This window comes from Corynebacterium sp. p3-SID1056 (genome assembly GCF_025152525.1).
Classification (GTDB): domain Bacteria; phylum Actinomycetota; class Actinomycetes; order Mycobacteriales; family Mycobacteriaceae; genus Corynebacterium.
This window is the reverse complement of the sequence record NZ_JALXXL010000023.1, coordinates 1-945: the sequence shown is the minus strand read 5'-3', so window position 1 is coordinate 945 and position 945 is coordinate 1. Positions and strand designations below refer to the sequence as shown.

1 pseudogene is annotated in these 945 nt (G+C 56.2%); it reads left to right on the top strand.

The annotated features are described in order from the left end of the window. A pseudogene (locus tag M3G14_RS11605) lies at positions 1-945 on the top strand (IS3 family transposase); the annotation flags it as partial.

Below are 945 nucleotides of genomic sequence, written 5' to 3'. Positions count from 1 at the left end.
GTTGCGGGCTTGGTACCGTGACAGCGCTTCAGTACGCGATAATTCTGACGCTTCGGGCGGCGAAACAATGGAAGAAGAGCTTGGGGCGTCTGCGCCGCGAAAACCGTGAGCTGAAACGAGCAAACGGAATCCTCAAGACTGCCTCGGCTTTTTTCGCAGCGGAACTCGACCGACCCACGACCAAATGATCTCCTACATCGACGCGTACAAAGATCAATTTGGGGTCGAGGCCATCTGCCGAGTCCTTAAACAAGCAGATCGTGGATTCATTACTTCACGCGGCTACCGGAAAGCCACCACACGTGTTCCCAGTGCAAGGGCCTTAAGCGATAGCCTGCTCACCCCGGAGATACAGCGTGTGCATGCGGAGAATTTCTCGGTCTACGGCATCCGCAAAATGTGGCACGCGATGAACCGTGAAGGCTTTCATATTGGCCGCGATAAGACTGCCCGGTTGATGAAACTCGCAGGTGTTTCCGGCCGCCGACGTGGACGAACCCCTGTGACAACGATTAGCCCGAAGACACCGGATCATCGCCCGGACCTAGTGCAGCGAGACTTTCGTGCACAAGCGCCAGGCAGGCTTTGGGTTGCCGACATTACCTACGTTCGCACCCTGTCAGGATTCGCCTTTACCGCGTTTGTCGTGGATGTATTCAGCCGAAAAATTGTTTGTGTCGCTACACGCTCGACGATGCGTACCGATGCGCTGCCGATGGAGGCTTTGGAGCATGCGTTAACGACTGCAGGGCGAATCCATGGAAACCAGCTCATTCACCAGAGCGATCGGGGCAGCCAGTATGTGTCACTGAAGTATTCCACTGCGCTAGCTGAGTCAGGAATCCGCCCGCGTGTGGGAACAGTCGGCGACTCCTATGACAACGCATTGGCGGAGACCGTCAACGGTCTCTACAAGGCGGAACTGATTCATGCCCAAGGTCCGTG